The 19,014-nt window shown below is 67.6% G+C and carries 20 protein-coding genes; 10 read left to right on the top strand and 10 right to left on the bottom strand.

All coding sequences use genetic code 11. The features are described from left to right. Positions 1-152: 152 nt before the first annotated feature. Complete coding sequence (locus NFU04_RS05795) at positions 153-1,538, bottom strand: KamA family radical SAM protein (protein WP_251308557.1); 1,386 nt, start codon at positions 1,536-1,538, stop codon at positions 153-155. 199 nt (positions 1,539-1,737) lie between these two features. Next, a complete protein-coding gene (locus NFU04_RS05790) occupies positions 1,738-1,974 on the bottom strand; it encodes a DUF2798 domain-containing protein (RefSeq protein ID WP_251308556.1) in 237 nt (78 codons plus the stop codon). Positions 1,975-2,087: 113 nt separating this feature from the next. On the opposite strand from NFU04_RS05790, the gene NFU04_RS05785 reads away from it, so the two are divergent. The 3 genes from NFU04_RS05785 (at position 2,088) to NFU04_RS05775 (ending at position 4,702) form a co-directional block, all read left to right on the top strand. Then, positions 2,088-2,624, top strand: coding sequence for a macro domain-containing protein (locus NFU04_RS05785; RefSeq protein ID WP_251308555.1), 537 nt, complete (start codon positions 2,088-2,090; stop codon positions 2,622-2,624). A 291-nt stretch (positions 2,625-2,915) separates the two neighbouring features. Next, a complete protein-coding gene (locus NFU04_RS05780) occupies positions 2,916-3,680 on the top strand; it encodes an outer membrane protein OmpK (protein ID WP_251308554.1) in 765 nt (254 codons plus the stop codon). Positions 3,681-3,811: 131 nt separating this feature from the next. Next, positions 3,812-4,702 carry a DMT family transporter gene (locus NFU04_RS05775; RefSeq protein ID WP_251308552.1) on the top strand — a complete coding sequence of 297 codons (891 nt, stop codon included), beginning with the start codon at positions 3,812-3,814 and terminating at the stop codon, positions 4,700-4,702. 318 nt (positions 4,703-5,020) lie between these two features. On the opposite strand, the gene NFU04_RS05770 is transcribed toward NFU04_RS05775, so the two are convergent. From NFU04_RS05770 to NFU04_RS05750, 5 genes are all read right to left on the bottom strand, one after another. After that, the gene (locus tag NFU04_RS05770; RefSeq protein WP_251308551.1) at positions 5,021-5,545 is read right to left on the bottom strand and encodes a DUF192 domain-containing protein; all 525 of its coding nucleotides are present in this window, start codon (positions 5,543-5,545) and stop codon (positions 5,021-5,023) included. Then, the gene (locus NFU04_RS05765) at positions 5,526-6,659 is read right to left on the bottom strand and encodes an ABC transporter ATP-binding protein (RefSeq protein ID WP_285835120.1); all 1,134 of its coding nucleotides are present in this window, start codon (positions 6,657-6,659) and stop codon (positions 5,526-5,528) included. The genes NFU04_RS05770 and NFU04_RS05765 overlap by 20 nt, the downstream gene beginning before the upstream one ends. Next, positions 6,652-7,320, bottom strand: a complete 669-nt coding sequence (modB, locus tag NFU04_RS05760) for a molybdate ABC transporter permease subunit (RefSeq protein WP_198057179.1) — start codon at positions 7,318-7,320, stop codon at positions 6,652-6,654. The genes NFU04_RS05765 and modB overlap by 8 nt, the downstream gene beginning before the upstream one ends. Next, positions 7,320-8,117, bottom strand: coding sequence for a molybdate ABC transporter substrate-binding protein (gene modA, locus NFU04_RS05755; RefSeq protein WP_251308550.1), 798 nt, complete (start codon positions 8,115-8,117; stop codon positions 7,320-7,322). Before modA ends, modB begins: the two co-directional genes overlap by 1 nt. 227 nt (positions 8,118-8,344) lie before the next feature. Beyond that, positions 8,345-9,175, bottom strand: coding sequence for a sterol desaturase family protein (locus tag NFU04_RS05750; RefSeq protein ID WP_251308549.1), 831 nt, complete (start codon positions 9,173-9,175; stop codon positions 8,345-8,347). 109 nt (positions 9,176-9,284) lie between these two features. On the opposite strand from NFU04_RS05750, the gene nfo reads away from it, so the two are divergent. Genes nfo through NFU04_RS05735 form a run of 3 tightly spaced genes read left to right on the top strand, consistent with a single transcriptional unit; the run spans position 9,285 to position 11,340 of the window. Next, entirely contained in the window at positions 9,285-10,127 is an 843-nt protein-coding gene (nfo, locus tag NFU04_RS05745) for a deoxyribonuclease IV (RefSeq protein ID WP_251308548.1), read from the top strand. Positions 10,128-10,175: 48 nt separating this feature from the next. Then, on the top strand, positions 10,176-10,985 hold the full coding sequence (locus NFU04_RS05740; protein ID WP_251308546.1) for a formate/nitrite transporter family protein: 810 nt from the start codon (positions 10,176-10,178) through the stop codon (positions 10,983-10,985). A 40-nt stretch (positions 10,986-11,025) separates the two neighbouring features. Next, positions 11,026-11,340: an MliC family protein gene (locus NFU04_RS05735; RefSeq protein WP_251308545.1), complete on the top strand. Its 315-nt coding sequence runs from the start codon at positions 11,026-11,028 to the stop codon at positions 11,338-11,340. 184 nt (positions 11,341-11,524) lie between these two features. Here NFU04_RS05735 and NFU04_RS05730 read toward each other — a convergent pair whose 3' ends face one another. Beyond that, positions 11,525-11,905: a phasin family protein gene (locus NFU04_RS05730; protein ID WP_146800591.1), complete on the bottom strand. Its 381-nt coding sequence runs from the start codon at positions 11,903-11,905 to the stop codon at positions 11,525-11,527. Between the two features lie 222 nt (positions 11,906-12,127). Here NFU04_RS05730 and NFU04_RS05725 point away from each other — a divergent pair, with 222 nt between their 5' ends. Further along, complete coding sequence (locus tag NFU04_RS05725; RefSeq protein WP_251308543.1) at positions 12,128-13,090, top strand: LysR family transcriptional regulator; 963 nt, start codon at positions 12,128-12,130, stop codon at positions 13,088-13,090. Positions 13,091-13,118: 28 nt separating this feature from the next. Here the strand turns inward: NFU04_RS05725 and NFU04_RS05720 are convergent, their stop codons facing one another. Then, the gene (locus NFU04_RS05720; RefSeq protein ID WP_251308542.1) at positions 13,119-13,826 is read right to left on the bottom strand and encodes a glutathione S-transferase N-terminal domain-containing protein; all 708 of its coding nucleotides are present in this window, start codon (positions 13,824-13,826) and stop codon (positions 13,119-13,121) included. A 326-nt stretch (positions 13,827-14,152) separates the two neighbouring features. Here NFU04_RS05720 and NFU04_RS05715 point away from each other — a divergent pair, with 326 nt between their 5' ends. Further along, entirely contained in the window at positions 14,153-14,554 is a 402-nt protein-coding gene (locus NFU04_RS05715) for a GlcG/HbpS family heme-binding protein (RefSeq protein ID WP_251308541.1), read from the top strand. An 80-nt stretch (positions 14,555-14,634) separates the two neighbouring features. Here NFU04_RS05715 and NFU04_RS05710 read toward each other — a convergent pair whose 3' ends face one another. After that, positions 14,635-16,269, bottom strand: coding sequence for a BCCT family transporter (locus tag NFU04_RS05710; protein WP_251308540.1), 1,635 nt, complete (start codon positions 16,267-16,269; stop codon positions 14,635-14,637). A gap of 190 nt (positions 16,270-16,459) precedes the next feature. Here NFU04_RS05710 and NFU04_RS05705 point away from each other — a divergent pair, with 190 nt between their 5' ends. Beyond that, positions 16,460-17,389 carry a DMT family transporter gene (locus tag NFU04_RS05705; RefSeq protein ID WP_251308539.1) on the top strand — a complete coding sequence of 310 codons (930 nt, stop codon included), beginning with the start codon at positions 16,460-16,462 and terminating at the stop codon, positions 17,387-17,389. Between the two features lie 36 nt (positions 17,390-17,425). Beyond that, positions 17,426-19,012, top strand: a complete 1,587-nt coding sequence (locus NFU04_RS05700; protein WP_251308537.1) for a bifunctional GNAT family N-acetyltransferase/carbon-nitrogen hydrolase family protein — start codon at positions 17,426-17,428, stop codon at positions 19,010-19,012. Positions 19,013-19,014 lie beyond the last annotated feature (2 nt).

The raw sequence follows: 19,014 nt of genomic DNA, 5'->3' as shown, positions 1-19,014 counted from the left end.
GAGAAAAGCAAGTCGACGACGAAACGCCCAAGCGTTAAATATAATCACCATTATGTCAATTAATTGGCTCGGCGTTTCTCCCCCAATCACGAACGCCGCCGCCGATGGCTCGGCGGCGGCATTTCCCGGATCGGATAACCGGGTTGTCGAGGCTAGGCCTTGGTAATCAGCGCCTGCTTCTTGTCCTTCATAGCGGCGAACTCGGCCTCATAGAAGAACTCGCTCTCGCCGAGTGCCGGTTCCAGGTGGTTGAGCCAGGTGGCGGCCTCGTCGTATTTCGCGAAGAAGGGGCGCTGCACCCAGTCGCCGTCGCGGCCCTGGATAAAGCGCAGCACGAAGACCTTCTCGCCGTGGATTTCCGTCACCCCCTGGATCTCCACCTTACCGGGATCGGCGGACATCGAGGGGCCACGGGCCGTCCGCGCCAGGCCCGGCACCCGCTTCATCGCCTCGCGGTAGATCTCCCAGGCGCGCACCAGGGGCACCTCGAAGTAGTGGCGGGCGCCGGTGTCGCGCTCGACGAACATGTAGTAGGGAATCATCCCCAGGCGCACCTGGGTGGTCCACATCCTCGCCCACTGGTCGGCGTCGTCGTTGATGTGCTTCAGCAAGGGCGCCTGGGTGCGGATCTCCGCCCCGGTGGCCCGGATGCGGCGGATCGCCTCGCGGCAGATGGGGGTGTCCATCTCCTTCCAGTGGTTGAAGTGCGCCATAAAGGCGACATGCTTGCCGGCCGCGGTCAGCTCCCGGAACAGCTCGAGGATCTCCTCGGCGTCCGGGTCGGTGACGAAGCGATACGGCCAGAAGGTCAGGCTCTTGGAGCCGATGCGGATATCCTGGACGTGGTCCAGCTCGGGGGCCATCAGCCCCTCCAGGTACATGCGCAGGTGCTTGGCCTTCATCACCATGGGGTCGCCGCCGGTCATCAGCAGGTCGGTGACCTCGGTGTGCTCGGCGAGATAGCGGTGCAGAGACTCCGCTTCGCTGGAGGCGAACTTCAGGTCCTTGTCGCCGACGAACTGGGCCCAGCGGAAGCAGAAGGTGCAGTAGCTGTGGCAGACCTGGCCCTGGCTGGGGAAGAAGAGCACCGTCTCGCGGTACTTGTGCTGCATGCCGGGCAGCGGCTCGCCGTCGAGCAGCGGCAGGTTGAGGTCCATCTGTCCCGCCGGATGGGGATTGAGCTCACCGCGGATGCGCTCCACCACCGGCTTGAGCTCGGCGGCGGAGGCGTCGCGGCGCATCAGGGCGGCGACTTCCTCGAAGTGCTCGGGGCGCAGCATGCCGCGCTGGGGAAAGGTGAGCTGGAAGACCGGATCCTCGGGGACGGCGTCCCAGTCGATCAACTCGTCGATCACGTACTCGTTGACCCGGAACGGCAGCACCTGGCTGACCACTTTCATATCGAAGCGCAGCGCCTCCGGCAGCGCCTGGATCGCCGCGATCTTGTCCAGTTGGCGATGGGTATAGACCTTGAACTGGCGGGCCTCGAAGGCCTCGGCCTCGGGACTGCCGAGTTCGATATTCACACGCTGGTTCATGCCTTCTCCTCTTTGTCTGTCACGGCCGGGCCGCCTCGACGAAGGCGCGGGGCGGCCGTCTCGCCTCAAGCAAGGGAGGCAGACAGGCCATGGCGTCACGGGGGAGGGCTATTGATACAGATTTGCGCCGAGGCTTGCAAATTTCCGCATCATTTTGCAACAAATGTCACGACAAGACGGCACTTTCGCCACATTTCGTTCATCGCGACGGGTGGCGAGTCAACCGGGCGACGAGGCGCTGTAGCCGCGGCGCCCCGATCAGGATCAGCGTAAAGGCGATGGGCCAGGCGATATAAAAAGCGCGCCACCAGCGTTCCAGGAACCCCTCGTCGAAACCGGTATTGATGGCGGTGATCAGGCAGGTCATCAGGACACTCATGTAGATCGACATCACTACCGAGAAGACCAGGGGGGCATAATGGGGCGGAAAGAGCATTCAACGTCTCCGAAGTCGTTAACCGGCTCATGAGTAGACCAGAAGCCTTGCCGCCTGAACAGCCACCTTGCGCCGGCGAGAGGGGGCACACCACACTGATTCGAGAGGTCCATATGCTCGAGGTGCCCATGCTGAAGATCGAGTGCCGTCAGGGGGATATTACCCGGCAACCCGATATCGACGCGGTGGTCAATGCCGCCAATGCCCAACTACGCCCCGGCGGCGGGGTGGCCGGGGCCCTGCATCGTGCCGCCGGGCCCGAGCTGGAGGCGGCCTGTCGCCCCCTGGCTCCCATCCGCCCGGGCCAGGCGGTGATCACCCCGGCCTTCGCCCTGCCCAACCGCTACGTGATTCACTGCCTGGGGCCGGTCTACGGCGCCGATGAGCCCTCCGACGAGCTGCTCGCCGACGCCTATCGCAACGCCATGGCGCTGGCCGAGGCCCAGGGGCTGAGCTCCCTGGCCTTCCCCGCCCTCTCCACCGGCGCCTTCGGCTACCCCATGGCCGAGGCCGCCCGCATCGCCCTGACCACGGTGACGGAGCGCGGCCACCAGTGCACGCATCTTGGCCTGGTCCGCTTCGTGCTCTTCGACGCCGCCGCGGCCGAGCTGCACCGACGCCTCCTCGACAAGCCGATGCCGTCGCCCTGACCTTCCCTGACGCGCGTCACTGCGCCGTGCCTGCCTTCACCGCATCGCCGGGGCGGTGACCGTCTATCAGGCCCCGCTCTCTCGAGCGGCCGCGCTATCAAGAACCCTGATACGGGCTATGGCAGGCCATGGCTTGAGGTGACGGCGGCGCTTCCCTATAAGTGTATACACTTCGTGTCGTTCACATTTTCGCCACGTCGTTGTCACTTTTCGACTAGCTACCGTATACAAAATCGGGAGTCCCCGCCTCGGGTCCGGCTCCCGGAATAACATCAAGACTGGAGCTGACTGATGCACAATCACAAGAAACTCGCCCTCGCCGCCGCCGCTTCGACGCTGCTGATCAGCCAGGCCGCCTCCGCCGCCCTCTACAGCACCACCAAGGTGGAGGCCCTCTATGGCTGGGACTACGAGGCCCAGGCCGGCGCCGGCTTTACCATCGACACCGAGGAACACGCCATCCTCACCGTCGTCAATGCCACCGGCTGGACCCATGGCGACAGCTTCTTCTTCGTCGACTTCACCAACCTGGATCAGGGCACCCAGGACGAGCAGGACCGCGGCAGCGCCCACGCCGAATGGAGCCTGCGCGGCAACCTCGGTTCGCTGACCGGCCTCGACCTCTCCGCCGGCCCGCTGACCGATGTCTACGCCATCGGCCAGCTCGACCTGGATCGCAACGCCTCGACCCGCAAGACCACCCACCTGGCCGGCCTGAGCTTCGACTTCGACGTGCCCGGCTTCAGCTTCGTCAAGCTGCATGCCATGTACCGCAATGACGAGAGCGCCGCGGCTCGCGGCAGCTCCGAGCAGTACACCCTGGTGTGGAACGCGCCCTTCACCATCGGCTCCGCCGACTTCACCTTCGAAGGCTTCATGGACTACATCACCGAGGAGGGCGACCTGGAGTCCCAGCTGCTGACCCAGCCGCAGTTGGTCTGGCACGCCACCCCCAACTTCGGCATCGGCCTCGAATATCAGTACTGGGAGAACAAGTTCGGCCTCGACGGCACCGACGAGTCCCTCCCGCAGCTGATGGTTCGCTGGACATTCTAAGGCTCGCACCCCTCGATACTGTCCGATCGGCGGCCCCCTCCACGGAGGGGGCCGCCGTCGCCTTTCCTGCCCCCGACGCCAGGCCGCCACTATGCTAGAGTGATTCGCTCACTCACTATCGGGAAAGCGGCGTGCCCCTTCGCGACTTACTGCTGGGCCTGGCGGTCATCGCCATCTGGGCCCTGAATATCATCGTTATCAAGCTGGGGGTCGCTGACCTGCCACCACTGCTGCTGACCACCTTGCGCTTTATGCTGGTGGCCGCACTGCTGGTGCCCTTCCACCCGGTGGCACGACACCAGTTGCCCTTCCTGGCCCTGCTGTCGATGACCTTCGGCAGCCTGCACTTCGCCCTGCTGTTTATCGGCCTGGGCCAGGCCGAAGCGGGGACCGGCGCCCTGCTGGTGCAGATGGGCACCCCCTTCGCCACCCTGCTCGCCGTGATCTTCCTCAAGGAGCGCCTGGGGCCGCGACGCCTGGCGGGGCTGACGCTCTCCTTCGCCGGCATCGTGGTACTGGCCGGCGGCCCCACCCTGCCCTCGCCGCTGCCGCTGACCATCCTCTTGCTCAGCGCCCTCGGCTGGGCCATCTCCCAGCTGCTGATCAAGCGCGGCCCCACGATCCCGCCCCTGGCCCTGGCCGGCTGGGTGGCGCTCTTCGCCATCCCTCAGGTGGCGCTGGGCTCCTGGCTCTTCGAAAGCGGGCATCTCGAGGCCCTGCGCGGGGCCGGCTGGGCGGGCTGGGGCGCGGTCTTCTATACCGCGGTGATGTCATCCATCGTCGCCTATGGCGCCTGGTACGGGCTGCTGCGCCGCCACCCGGTCAATCGGGTGGTGCCGCTGACCCTGCTGGTGCCGGTCATGGCGGTCTTCCTGGGGGCCTGGCTGCTGGACGATAGCCTGGGCATCCATAAGCTGGCCGGCGGCGGCCTGGTCATTGCCGGGATCGCCCTGATCGTCGTGAAATTCGGCAGCAGCAAGAAGAAGGCAATGACCCGCCGCCAGCGGCGGACTCACCTATAACTCATCACCGGGATCGCCCCGAGCGTCGTGAAATTCGGCAGCAGCAAGAAGAAGGCAATGACCCGCCGCCAGCGGCGGACTCACCTATAACTCATCGCCGGGATCGCCCTGATCGTGGTGAAATTCGGCAGCGGCAAGAAGAAGGCAATGACCCGCCGCCAGCGGCGGACTCACCTATAACTCATCGCCGGGATCGCCCCGAGCGTCGTGAAATTCGGCAGCGGCAAGAAGAAGGCATCGCCGGGATCGCCCCGAGCGTCCTGAAATTGGCAGCGGCAAGAAGAAGGCCAAGGCCCGTGCCCAACGGCGCCGGGCCGATTACCCCTCGGCGACGCAGCTGGCGGCGGCCCCGGGCCAGCTGACGCAGTCGCCGATACCGACGCCCCGGGCGGCGAAGTAGCCGGCATTGACCTCCAGGGCCGCCCGGTAGGTCACCCCGGCCGGGTAGGCGCGGCACTGGCCGGGATCGTCCCCGTCGCAGGGGCTCATGCTGTGAATGGCGGCGATACGCCCGGCGGCATCGATAAAGGCGATATCCAGGGGAATGCGCGTGCGATACATCCAGAAACCGCTCTCCGGGGACTGCAGGCCGTCGTAGAGAAACAGCATGCCGGTCTCGGCGTCCAGGTGGTCACGCCCCATCAGGCCCCGGCGCCGCTCGGCCGGGGTCTCGGCCAGCTCCACCTCGAGCCGCCGCGGGCCGTCCCCGGTATGAATGGCCAGGGTGACCCGCCCCCGACCGGCCTCCTCGGCCCGGGCGACTCGCCCTCCCAGGGTCGGCACCAGGCCCAGCGCCGGCAACAGCGCCAGCCCCTTGATTACCTCACGACGGTTTGCCGTCATCGCTCTCTCCTTGTGATTTGCGCGGCATGGGATGCAGGCCCGCCGCCAGTAACGACACCGTCACCGCCTCGCCCCGGGCCAGGCCGTTGCGCCGCGCCGCATGGGTGGCGATCTCGAAGCGCAGGCTGTCGCGGGTATGCGGAAAGCTCAGGGTGATCAGGGTGATTCCCCCCAGCACCACCATCTCGCTGACGCTGCCCTCCACCGGATTCTCCCGCTCCCCCCGGGAGGGGCGGTCACGCCGGTGCAGCAGCACATCCGAGGGGGGAATATACCAGTGAACGGGACCGCGCACCGCCGGCGGCGTGGCCAGGCGCAGCCGCCACGGCCCCCATTGCAACCAGGTATCCCCCGCGGCCTCGCGAATCTCGCCCTCGAAGACATTGTGCTTGTCGAGCAATCGCGCCACCTCCGGCGAGGCCGGCCGACGAAAGAGCCGCTCCGGCGGCGCACTCTGCAGGCTACGACCGTTGTGCAGCACGCAGAGGCGGTCGGCCAGGGCCGCGGCCTCGTCCAGGTCGTGGGTGACCAGCACGATGGGGATCTCGATGGACTCTCGCAGCAGGGCCAGCTCCCGCTGCAGGCGCCGGCGGGTGACCTGATCCACCGCCGAGAAGGGCTCGTCCAGCAGCAGTGCCCGGGGCTCCCGGGCTAGGGCCCGAGCCACCGCGACTCGCTGCCTCTGGCCCCCGGAAAGCTGCGCCGGATAGCGATTCTCCAGTCCCGCCAGGCGTACCCGCGCCAGCCACTCCCGGGCCAGGGCCTCGCGCTCGCCGGCGCCGCGATGGCCCATGGCCAGCATCACGTTCTGCAGGGCGCTGAGGTGGGGAAAGAGCGCATAGTCCTGAAAGACCAGGCCGATGCGCCGCCGCTGGGGACTCAGGCAGACCCCGGCCTCGGTATCCAGCCAGGTCTCGCCGGCGCACTGGATGCGCCCCCCCGCCGGGCGGTAGAGACCGGCGAGGGCCCGCAGCAGGGTGGTCTTGCCGCTGCCGGAGGGCCCCACCAGGGCGAGCAGCTCCCCGGGCGCACAGTGCAGGTCCACCGCCAGGGGGATCGGCGCGGCCTGCTCCAGGCGCACCCGCAGCCCGGGCTCCGTCGCGACCTCACTCATAGGTTCCTCCTCGACGCCGGGCCAGGCCATAGACCACGCCGATGGTGACGAAGGAGACCGCCAGCAGCATGGCCGACATCACCGCCGCCCCGGACTCGTCGAAGGCCTGCACCCGATCGTAGATGGCGATGGCCAGGGTGCGGGTCTCGCCATCGATGGCGCCCCCGACCATCAGGATCACCCCGAACTCCCCCAGGGTATGGGCGAAGGTCAGGGCCAGGGCCGAGATCACCCCGGGCCAGACCAGCGGCAACTCGATGCGCCACAGGGTCTGCCAGGGCGACAGGCCGCTGCACCAGGCCGCCTCGCGAAGGTGGGTCGGCACCCCCTCGAAGGCACGCTGGATGGGCTGCACCGCGAAGGGCAGATTGACCACCAGGGAGGCCAGCAGGATGCCGCCGAAGGTGAAGTTGAGGCCGGTCCCGGTCAGACGCTGCCAGAAGGCACCGAAAGGCGCCTCGGCGCCGAAGGCCAACAGCAGGTAGAAGCCCAGCACCGTGGGCGGCATCACCAGGGGCAGGGCCACCAGGGCCTCACACAGCGCCTTGCCGCGGAAACGCCGGGTGGCCAGGGCACGCCCCAGCCAGAGCCCCAGGGGCAACAGCAGCAGACAGGTGGCCAGGGCCAGTCGCAGGGATACCCCGAGCGCCGTCCACTCCATCAGTGACCCTCACCCGGCGGCGCGGCGAAGCCATGCGTGGCGAGAATCGCCCGGGCCTCGGCGCCCTGCAGCCAGGCATAGAAGGCCCGGGCCGTATCCCCGGCGCCCTGTACCAGGGCCATGCGCTGGTTCAGGGGCGCATGCCAGGCCTCGGGGATCAGCACATGCTCACCGCGCTCCACCAGGGCCGGCGCCAGGGCCAATGAGTAGGCCACCAGGCCGCCCCGGGCCTCGGCGGCGAGGGCGAACTGGGTGGCCTGGGAGACGTTTTCGCCGAGGATGCGTAGCGGCTCGCTCGGCGCCCACAGGCCGGCCCGCTCCAGGGCCTGGCGGGCCGCCACCCCATAGGGGGCATGTTGCGGGTTGGCCAGGGCCAGTCGCGCCCGGCCCTGGCCGTCCCGATGGGCGTCGATGGCCTGGCGCACCCCGGCCAGAGGGGCCTCCGGGCCAGGCAGATCGCCGCGTCCCTGGCGCTGCAGCCAGGCCAGGCGGCCGCGGGCATAGACCACGCCGCGATCCTCGGTCAGGCCATCCGCATGCAGGGCCAGGACCTTGGCCTCATCCGCCGAGAGGAAGAGCTCGAAAGGGGCGCCCTGGGCGATCTGCCGCTGCAGGTTGCCGGAGGCGCCGAAGTTCAGGCGCAGCGGCTGGCCGGTCTCGGCACCGAAGCGCTCGGCGGCCTCGGTCAGGGCGAACTGCAGGGAGGAGGCCGCCGCCACGATCGGGCCCGCCGAGCCCAGGGCCGAGGCGGGCGGCAGGATCAGCATGACCAGCAGCAGCAAGCGTTTGAGGCGCATCGTTTCTCTCCCGAATAAGCGACCACCCAAGATTTGACCAATCGGTCAAGATAGTCAAGCCAGGCCCCGCTCCCACCGGGCTGGCGCGGCGACGACGACCAGAAGCAGTACCGACAGGACATCGCGCCCCGGCCCTCCGCACCGCCCGCCATGATGCCATGTCGCGCTTGGCTTCGCCCATGTCGCCATCGGCTCGCCGCCAAGGGCCGGGCCGCAAGGGGCGAGGACTAATCGGGTGTCGGATGGCCCTCGGCCTCGCGACTCCAGGGCTGCAGCAGCATGCGATCCAGGCGCAGCCAGCGCGGATCGCGGAAGGCGTGCAGGCCGATGGTCATGCCCTGGTGGCCGTCCCGGGGCTGGGCGCGGTAGGTGCCGAAGAGGCGGTCCCACCAGGGCAGGTTGAAGCCGAAATTGCTGTCGGTCTCGTCGCGATGCCAGGAGTGGTGGACCCGGTGCATGTCCGGAGTCACCACCACCAGGCGCAGCCGGCGGTCGAGCCATGCCGGCAGGCGCACATTGCCGTGATTGAACAGCGAGGTGGCATTGAGCAGCACCTCGAAGAGCAGCACCGCCACCGCCGGGGCCCCCAACGCCAGGATCGCCAGCAACTTGATGCCCATCGACAGCAGGATCTCCAGGGGGTGAAAGCGCAGCCCGGTGGTCACGTCGATATCCGGGTCGGCATGGTGCATGCGATGCAGCCGCCATAACAGGGGCACCTTGTGAAAGGCCCAGTGCTGGGCCCAGATCACCCCATCCAGTACCACCACCGCCACCAGCACCGTGACCCAGAAGGGTAGCCCCAGCCAACCCAGCAGCCCCCAGCCCTGGCTCTCGACCCAGGCGCCCAGGGCCACCGCCCCAGTGGGAAACAGCAGCCGCACCAGCAGGGAGTCCAGGGCCACGACCCCGACGTTGTTAAGCCAGCGCCACGCCTTGCCCACGGTCGGGGCCCGCCGCGGGGCCAGCCGCTCCCAGGCCACCATGACCATCAGCACGGCGAGGAAACTGGCCAGACGAATCCACGGCTCCTGCCCCAACAGTGTCTCTGCGCTCATGCCTTGCCTCCTGCGACCCGGGCCCTGGAACCCGGGGGCGTGGGTGAATTCCCCGGGCGGCGGCGAGGGGGTAGGATACCCCTCCACCGAGCAGACGAGCGACTCGACCATGAACTATATAGGCGCCCATGTCAGTGCCGCCGGCGGCGTCGATCGGGCGGTGGCCCGCGCCGTGGAGATCGGCGCCGATGCCTTCGCCCTCTTCACCAAGAACCAGCGCCAGTGGCGGGCCAAGCCCCTGGAGGAGGCGACCATCGCCGCCTTCCGGCGCGCCTGCCGGGAGCATGGCTTCGCGCCCAAGCAGATCCTTCCCCACGACAGCTACCTGATCAACCTGGGTCACCCGGACCCGGAGGGGCTGCGCAAGTCCCGGGAAGCCTTTGTCGACGAGTTCCGGCGCTGCGAGCAGCTCGGCCTGAGCCTGCTCAACTTCCACCCCGGCAGCCACCTCAGGAAGATCAGCGAGGCGGAGTGCCTGAGCCGTATCGCCGACTCCATCAACGAGGCCCTGAGCCACACCCGGGGCGTCACCGCGGTGATCGAGAATACCGCGGGCCAGGGCACCAACCTGGGCTGGCGCTTCGAGCACCTGGCGGAGATCATCGCCCAGGTGGAGGACAAGTCGCGGGTCGGGGTCTGCCTGGACACCTGCCACACCTTCGCCGCCGGCTACGACCTGCGGAGCGCCGCGGCCTGTACCGCCACCCTCGACGAGTTCGACGCGGTGGTGGGCTTTCAGTACCTGCGCGGCATGCACCTCAACGACGCCAAGAGCGCCTTCGCCAGCCGGGTCGACCGTCACCACAGCCTGGGCCAGGGCCATATCGGCCTGGAGGCCTTCACCACCATCATGCGCGACCCGCGCATCGACGAGATCCCGCTGATCCTCGAGACCATCGAGCCGGCGATCTGGCCCGAGGAGATCGCCTGGCTACGCGCCCAGGCCGCCTGAGGGGCGCTCCACTATAGTGGGGGAAAGCGTCCCGCCAGCGGAGCCCCCATGCCAACGCCCCCCAGCCCCGAGCACGACGCCTATCAGCCGCCGCAGATCGCCCACCGGGTGCAGGCGCTGGGAGTCACCAAGGCCCAGGCCGATGCGACCACCCTGCTGGTGCTGGGGATGCTGGCCGGGGCCTTTATCTCCCTGGGCGCGCTCTTCTTCGCGGTGGTGGTCACCGGTTCCGAGCTGGGCTTCGGCCCGACCCGCTGGCTGGGCGGCCTGGCCTTCTGCCTGGGCCTGGCCCTGGTGGTCATCGCCGGCGCCGAGCTCTTTACCGGCAACAACCTGCTGGCCATGGCCTGGGCCAGCCGCCTGATCACCACCCGCCGCCTGCTGCGCCACTGGGGGCTGGTCTACCTGGGCAATCTGCTGGGCTGCCTGGGCACCGTGGCGCTGGCCTGGCTCGCCGACAGCGCCAGCCTGGCCGAGGGCCGGCTGGGGGAGACCCTGGTCGCCATCGCCGCCGCCAAGGTCGGGCTGAGTCCCCTGGAGGCCTTCGCCCGGGGCGTGCTGTGCAATGTGCTGGTCTGCCTGGCGGTCTGGCTGGCCATGGGCGGCCATAGCGTCACCGACAAGCTGCTGGCCATCGTGCTGCCGATCAGCGCCTTCGTGGCCCTCGGCTTCGAGCACTCCATCGCCAATGGCTTCTTCCTGCCCATGGGCCGACTGCTGGATCCCGCGGCGGTGCCCCTGGGCGCGGCCCTGACCAATCTGGGCTGGGTCACCCTGGGCAACCTGGTGGGCGGCACCCTGCTGGTGGCCGGGGTCTACTGGCTGGCCTACCTGCGCCCTCCAAGAACGCCCCCGTGATGACCTATACTGGGGCCCTTCCCATCACGGAGCGATGCCCATGATTCGCTGGTTAAGCTGTCTCGCGGTCCTGTCGCTGCTCGGCGGCTGCGCCCTGCCCCTCCAGCCCGCCGACGGCAAGTCGCCGCCGAGCGCCCACTATCGCTGCGACGACGGCAGCGACTTCTCCATCGCCTTTCTGGGCAAGGGGGCACGCCTGACTCGTAACGGCGAGACGCTGGTGCTGACCGACCGCCGCCCCGCCTCCGGCATGTGGTACGCCTCCGAGACCCATGAATTCCGTGGCAAGGGCGAGGCGGCCACCTGGCGGGAGGGCCATCGGGCGCCGCTCACCTGCCGGGCCAGCCACGACTGACATCGACGGCCGCGGCAAGGGCGAGGCAGCCACCTGGCGGGAGGGCCATCGGGCGCCGCTCACCTGCCGGGCCAGCCACGACTGACGTCGATGGCCGCGGTCCACGACGCAACGGGCCGCCACCCCGGAGGGTGGCGGCCCGTTCGAGGCCCGGGCATCGCCCGAGCCGGATCGCGAGGCGCCGTTACTTGGCGGCGGCCTTGGCGCTGGTGGCGCTAGCCTTGGAGGCGCTCTTGACGCTCTCCTCCACCAGCTTCTGGCCTTCCTGCAGGAATTCCTGGTTCATGGCCACGACCTTCTCGGCATCGCCCTTGAGGCGCTCGCTCAGGTCCTTGGCCACCTTCTGCTGACCTTCCACATAGCTGCGCAGGCCATCGGCGTCCTTGACGTCGAGCACGGCACGCGCCTGGGTCAGGCTCAGCTCGGAATAGGCCTTGACGGCATCGAACTGGGCGGCCACCAGTTTTTCGGTGTAGTCCAGGCTCAGGGCGGCGTAGGCACGCGCCGGGCCGAAGAACAGGGAATCGAACTGCTGAGCGGCTTGATCGAAGCTTGAAGTCGACATCGAACACCTCCTGGTGGTCTTGGGCAACGGAGGACAATCCCTCCTGTTGCATTGCAGCATAGCAAGGCGTTTTGTGCAGTGCAATAACGAAAATATCGCTCCTTGCCGACAGCCCCGGAATATCAACGACACTCGATCTCATTGGATAATAATTTTCAATCAAGGCGTTTCATGAGAGACTGCCCGCCGGATCCCTTGCCCTGGCCAGTCGGACGCGCCGCCATGCATGACCTACAGGAACTCCACGCCTTCGCCATCGTGATGGAATATGGCAACCTCGCCACCGGCGCCCAGCGGCTGGGGGTGGCCAAGTCGACCCTGAGCCGCCGCATCAGCCATCTCGAGACGCGCCTGGGCCAACCCCTGCTGCGCCGCCAGGCCAACCGGCTGATTCCCACCGAGGCCGGGCTGCTGTTCCATGACTACTGTCGGCAGATCCTCGACCTGGCCGAGCAGGGGCAGCGTCGCCTGGACGAGCTGCGCGAGGAGGTCAGCGGCCGGGTCACGGTGAAGGTCCATCAGGCCCTGGCACGCGCCTGGCTGGCCCGTCATATGGATGTCTTCCTGGCACGCCATCCCGGCATTCGACTGACCCTGGGCCACCCCGCCGCGCCGCCATCGGGGCCCGACGAGGATGCCATCTGGGTCTGGCTGGGTCCGCTCGACGAGTGCGGCCTGCGCCAGGAAACCCTGGGGCGCCTCACCCAGGGACTCTATGCCCACCCCGACTACCTGAGCCGCCATGGCACCCCAGGCCACCCCCGGGAGCTGGCCGGTCATGCCTGGGTCGACCTGCTGGGGACGACTCAGGCCGGCCTGCTCCTGCAACACCCCCACCGGGGCGAGTATCGTTTCACGCCCCCCCACTCGCGGCTGAGGGTCGACCAGAGCACCCTGCATATCGACGCCATCGCCCGGGGCCAGGGGCTGGGCGTGATTCCCAACTGGCTGGCGGCGGGTCGCGAGGCGCACCATCCCGGCGAGCTGAGCCTCTGCCTGCCGGAGTGGCACCCCCCCAGCCTGGCGGTGAGCCTGCTCTACCCCTATGGTCGCCAACCACGCAAGGTGACCGCCCTGCTCGACTTCCTGCGCCAGCAGGTACCGGCGGCCTGGCGGGACGAGGCACCCCACGACGGCGGGGCAGCGCTCACCGAGGCTTCGCCGGCCCGGGCGCTGCCACACTAGGCGCCCTCCTGATCGCTGGCTCCCGGTATCAGCGGTAGGCATCCTCCAGATCGCTGACCCGCAGGGCCCGGCGCCCCAGGCCGCTATAAAGGTCCAGCATCCGCTCGACCCAGGCATGCACCGGGTCGGCGTTGGAGACCAGGTCGGCATTGGAGACGCAGCGCGCCCACATAAAGGCGCCGAAGACCATATAGTCGGCCGCCGCCGGTGCCGCCCCGTCCAGATAGTCACTCGCCTCGAGCTGGCCGCGCAGCGGCTCCAGGGCCCGATCGAGCTGCGCCAGCCCCTGCACCGGCGAATGAAACTCCTCCAGGCTGCGCCCGAAGCGTTTCTCGCGACTGGCCCGGAAGTAGTCCCGGTCGCCGGGGTCCACCGCCTGATAGAGGTCCATGATCAGGGTGCGCATGATGGCCGGCGCCAGGGCCCGCTCCGCGTAGTGCTTGAAGAAGCGCGCCCGGGCCTCGGCCGGCCCCTCCCCCAGCAAGGGCGCCTGGGGATAGGTGCGATCCAGATAGCGCAGGATCTCGTAGCTGTCGCCGATTACCGTCTCGTCATCCACCAGCACCGGCACCGCCCCCTGGCCGGAGAAGGCCAGCGCCTCCTTGTCCCGGAAGCACCAGGGCCGTGTCCGGTACTCGAGTCCCTTGTGGGCCAGGGCATACTTGACCCGCCAGCAGTAGGGGGAAAACCGCAGTCTCTCGTCGCGGCCGCGCAGGTCATAGAGCCATCGCGTCATCGTTATCTCCTGATATCGCCGATTGCCGAAGAGGCCTCATCGTTTCCAGCCTATCCTGGCCATTTGGGCATCGCCATCCCGGGCAAGAAATTAGTTAACTAAGCACCCGCCCTATCCGCGACTATCCGTCGCAGCCTTCCCCGCCCCGGGAGACCGAAATGCGCCTTTCCATGGCTGGCATTCCCCTCCCAAGCGTGTACATTGGAAATAATTTCCACCAAACAATTTCAGGTCGACTCCCTGTATTCGCGGCTTAGGGAGCCACCCCAACAATTTCCGGTGAGCCATGCCATTCTCAACTTCGATAACTCCAAGGAGACGCAAACATGCAGACCAAGAACGTACTCGGACTCAAGGAGGTCAATGCCATCCTCGACGCCGCGCAGCGTGAAGCGGAGACCAACGACTGGCGCATCACCGTCGCCATCGCCGATGACAGCGGCGAGCTACTGGGCCTGCGCCGCCTGGACGGTGCCGCTCCCATGACCGCCATGGTCAGCGCCCAGAAGGCACGCACCGCGGCGCTGAGCCACAAGGAGACCCGGGTCTTCGAAGACATGATCAACGGCGGTCGCACGGCCTTCCTCTCCGCTCCCCTGGAGGGGCTGCTGGAGGGCGGCGTGCCGGTACTCGTCGACGGCCAGGTGATCGGCGCCGTGGGCGTCTCCGGGGTCAAGTCCGACCAGGACGCCCAGGTGGCCAAGGCGGGCATCGCCGCCATTATCTAAGCCGGCCCCGCATCGAGAGACGACACCGCCCCCGCTGCCTGGCAGCGGGGGCGGTGCGTTATTGGCGTTGCCGTTCGCCTTTAACGGCGCCTCAGCTCGCCATGCAGCGCCTTGAGGATGGTGTAGCACATCAGCAGCATGACGAGGGAGAAGGGAATCGCCGTGGCCGTGACCCCGGCCTGCAGCGCCGAGAGGCCGCCGCCGAGCAGCAGCACGATGGCGATCAAGCCCTCCACCGTGGCCCAGAACATGCGCTGGGGCCGCGGCGCATCGATCTTGCCGCCGGCGGTGATGGTGTCGATCACCAGGGAGCCGGAATCCGACGAGGTGACGAAGAAGATCAGCGCCAGGATGATGCCCAGGGTCGACATCAGGCCGGTCAGCGGCAGCTCGTTGAGCATGCCGAACAGCGACAGTTCGGGGCGGTAGGTATCGATCACATAGTCCTTGACCAGGCTGCCGGCGGGATCGGCATAGAGCTGATCGAGGGCGGTGGCGCCGAACACGCCCATCCAGAGAAAGATGAACAGGCTGGGAATCAGCAGCACGCAGACCACGAACTCGCGCACCGTGCGCCCTCGGGAGACCCGGGCGATAAACATGCCGACGAAGGGCGCCCAGCTGATCCACCAGGCCCAGTAGAAGACCGTCCAGGCCTGACGATAGGCATCGTCGTCACGGCCGAAGGGCGCCGAGAGCGGCACGAACTCCATCACATAGGTGGTGAGTCCGGTCCAGAAGCCACTCAGGGCGACCAGGGTCGGGCCGGCGAACAGCACGAAGCAGAAGAACAGCACCGCCATGGCCATATTGATCTCGGAGAGCTTCTTGACGCCGCCGTCGAGGCCGCGCCATACCGAGACCAGGGCCACCGCCGTGACCAGCAGGATCACGATCACCTGGGTGGTGACATTCACCTCCAGCCCGAAGACGAAGTTCATTCCCGCATTGGCCTGCTGGGCGCCGAGGCCCAGGGAGGTGGCCAGGCCGAAGAGGGTGGAGAAGACCGCCAGGATATCGATGACATGGCCCCACCAGCCCCAGACCCGCTCGCCGAGGATCGGGTAGAAGGCCGAACGGATCGAGAACGGCAGCCCCTTGTTATAGGTGAAAATGGCCAGCGCCAGGGCCATCACCACATAGACCGCCCAACCGTGAATGCCCCAATGCAGGTAGGTACCGGCCAGGCCCAGGGCCGTGGCCTCGGGAATCGCCTCGGAAGCCAAGGTCCCATCGGCGCCGAAGGGGGAGGCGATGCCCAGGGGCAGGGAGACATTGGCATGGTAGACCGGCTCCAGCACGCCGAAGAACAGCAGGCCGATACCGATACCGGCGGCGAACAGCATGGCGAACCAGGAGAGGTAACCATAGTCCGGTCGGGCGTCCGGCCCACCCAGGCGAATCGCGCCATAGGGCGAGACCACCAGCGCCAGGCTGAAGAGGATAAAGAAATCCACCACGATCATGAAATACCAGTCGAGGCTGCCGGTGGCGAAACCGACGATGGACTGGAAGAGGTTCCCCGCCCGCTCCGGAAACAGCAGGGTCAGCAGGATAAAGACCTGCGAGGCCAGCGCCGAGACGACGAAGACCCGGTTGTGGATATCGAAACCGATGGGACCCAGTTGCCCCTCGATATTGTCCTGGCCGACCACATAGTCGGTCTGCATATCGCTGGCCGCGGCGTGCGTGCCGGGTTGGCCCGATGCCTTCATCCGCACATCCTCTGACGACGAGATAGCCCCCAGTCTAGGCGGCTGACGGCGAGACGTCTCGGCGGTCTCCCAACGCCACTTGGCCGCTTCCCTCCTGGCGCGCACTTGATTAGCCTCCTTACTGGTTGCCGGGTATGATTCAGGGGGCCTGTCAGCGTCCCGGACCCTACCCACATCCGACGAGGTCTTGATGCCACTGCTCTATCTCTTGCCGCCGCTGGGCACCGTGCTGATCTGGTCCGGCAACATGACCATCAACCAGCTCAGCGTGGGCGCCATCGCCCCCAGCTCCATCGCCTTCTTGCGCTGGCTGCTGGCCCTGCTGGTGCTGACGCCCTTCCTGCTGCCCGCCGCCTGGCGGGCCCGGGCCATCATCCGCCGCGAGTGGCCCAAGCTCGCCGTGCTGGGTGCCCTGGGCATGGGCCTCTGGCAGGGGCTGGCCTATATGGCCGCCGAGACCACCAGCGCCACCAACATGGGGATCCTCGCCGCCATGGTGCCACTGCTCACCGTGCTGCTCAGCGCCCTGATCCTGCGCGAGCCGCCCAGCCTGGGCGGGGTGATCGGCGGGGTGATCGCCCTGTTCGGGGTGCTGGTGCTGCTGGGTCAGGGAGACCCGCGTAGCCTGCTGGCCCTGGAGGTGGCCAGGGGCGACGCGCTGATGGTGGTGGCCGCCACCTGCTACGCCGGCTACGGGGTGATGCTCAGGCGCTGGTCCCTGGGGCTCTCGCCCTGGGTGCTGCTCTATGCCCAGATCTGTTTCGCGGTGCTGCTGCTGTTGCCGGGCTATCTGCTCGGCCCCATGACCCCGGTGGATGGCGGCAATGCCTGGCTGATCCTCTATGCCGGCATCCCCGCCTCCATCATCACCACCTTCCTGTGGATGCGCGCCATCGGCCAGATCGGCGCCAGCAAGGCGAGCATCTTTATCAACCTGATGCCGCTGTTCAGCGCCCTGATCGCCATGGTCTTCCTCGGCGAGCGCCTGGGCGCCCACCACCTGCTGGGGGGCGGCCTGACGCTGGCCGGGGTGCTGATGGCCCAGACATTGACCCGGCCGCTGCGCGCCCCTCCGGAGACGGCCGCCGCGGCTCGCGGCGAGCCGCGGCGGCCGTGTTAGACTCCGCCTAATTCCCCCCGCTCAGGAGTCGCCGCCATGTCCCTCGACGAACTGCACCTCAACCTGCGCAACCTGACCGTGGAGGACTACCCCCAGCTCAAGACGCTGATGGACAAGGTCTATGACGATATCGGCGGGGCCTGGCCCAAGCTCACCATCGACAGGCTGGTGCAGGAGTTTCCCGACGGCCAGCTGGTGATCGAGGACGACGAGGTGATCGTCGGCGTGGCCCTTACCGCCCTGGTGGACTACGACACCTTCTCCAACCCCCACCGGTACGACGACCTGATCGGCTCCCGGGAGGTGATCCTCAACGAGCCCGACGGCGACGCCATGTACGGCCTGGACGTGCTGATCGACCCGGCCTACCGGGGCTATCGCCTGGGTCGGCGCCTCTACGAGGCGCGCAAGGAGCTGTGCCGCTCCATGAACCTGCGGGCGATCCTCGCCGGCGGACGCATCCCCCAGTACCACGAATACGCCGAGGAGCTCTCCCCCAGCGAGTACATCGACAAGGTGGCCCGCCGCGAGCTCCACGACCCCATCCTCTCCTTCCAACTGGCCAACGACTTCCAGGTCAAGCGGCTGCTGCGCAAGTACCTGCCGGAGGACGAGAAGTCCCAGGGCTTCGCCACCCTGCTGGAGTGGAACAATATCCTCTTCGAGCCCGCCGAGCGGGTGCTGGAGTCGCGCAAGACCCAGGTGCGGGTGGGCGCCGTGCAGTGGCAGATGCGCGAGTTCGACTCGGTGGAATCGGTGCTCCAGCAGGTGGAGTACTTCGTCGATGCGCTGTCCGGCTACCAGAGCGATTTCGCGGTCTTCCCGGAGCTCTTCAATGCCCCGCTGATGGGCCTCCAGGACCGCGCCGCCCAGCAGGACCAGATGGCCGCCATCCGCTTCCTGGCCGGCTTCACCGAGCAATTCAAGGCCGAGCTGTCGCGCATGGCGGTGGCCTACAACATCAATATCGTCGCCGGCTCGATGATCGAGGCAGGCGAGGACGACCGCCTCTACAACGTCAGCTACCTGTGCCACCGGGACGGCACCCTGGAGCACCAGCACAAGCTGCATATCACCCCCCAGGAGCGCCGCGACTGGGTGATCGAGGGCGGCGACGAGCTGCGCGTCTTCGATACCGACGCCGGCCGGGTGGGCATCCAGATCTGCTACGACGTGGAGTTCCCCGAGCTCTCCCGGCTGCTCGCCGAGCAGGACATGGATATCCTCTTCGTGCCCTTCTGGACCGACACCAAGAACGGCTACCTGCGGGTTCGCCACTGCGCCCAGGCCCGGGCCATCGAGAACGAGTGCTACGTGGTGCTGTGCGGCAGCGTCGGCAACGTGCCCTCCATCGAGAACCTGGACATCCAGTACGCCCAGTCCTCGGTGTTCTCGCCCTCCGACTTCGCCTTCCCCCACGACGCCGTGCTGGCGGAGACCACCCCCAACACCGAGATGATCATGTTCTCGGACCTGGACCTGACCCGCCTCACCGTGGTGCGCAACGAGGGCTCGGTGACCAACCTCAAGGATCGCCGCAAGGACCTCTTCGACCTGCGCCTGCGCGACTGGAGCTGGAAGTCCGGGGGCCGGCCATCCGGGGGCCGGCAGGAGGAGGCCTGAGG

This window comes from Halomonas sp. NCCP-2165 (assembly GCF_023708045.1).
GTDB classification, from domain to species: Bacteria; Pseudomonadota; Gammaproteobacteria; order Pseudomonadales; family Halomonadaceae; genus Bisbaumannia; species Bisbaumannia pacifica.
Note: the sequence above shows the minus strand (reverse complement) of the source record. Positions and strands in the feature narration are given on the sequence as shown.